The sequence below is a fragment of the Gilvimarinus sp. 1_MG-2023 genome (assembly GCF_030548285.1).
Map to the genome: position 1 here is coordinate 1 of NZ_JAUOSC010000610.1, position 317 is coordinate 317.

1 protein-coding gene is annotated in these 317 nt (G+C 52.7%); it reads left to right on the top strand.

The genetic code is table 11. The features are described from left to right. On the top strand, positions 1-317 hold a 317-nt coding region (locus Q4563_RS18300), incomplete at both ends, for a cytochrome-c peroxidase (protein WP_303605522.1).

Here is a 317-nt window from a genome sequence, read left to right on the forward strand (position 1 = left end):
GTCACTTTCAGGAACTGGCCTTTACGGATGGCAAGGTCGTGCCGACCGGATCGACCGGTGATGATCTGGTGCGTAATTCCCAGACCTTGACGAACGTGGCGTACAACGGCACCTACACCTGGTGGAACTCGATTTTTACCAGTATCGAGCTGCAACTGGCTATTCCTCTGACGGGTGATACACCGGAAGAGTTGGGGATTAACGACGCCAATCTGACGGAAGTGCTGGATCGCTTCCGTAATGATGAAGACTACCAGACCCTGTTTGCCGATGCCTTTCCATCGGAAAGTGACCCCTTTACCCTGACCAATATAACC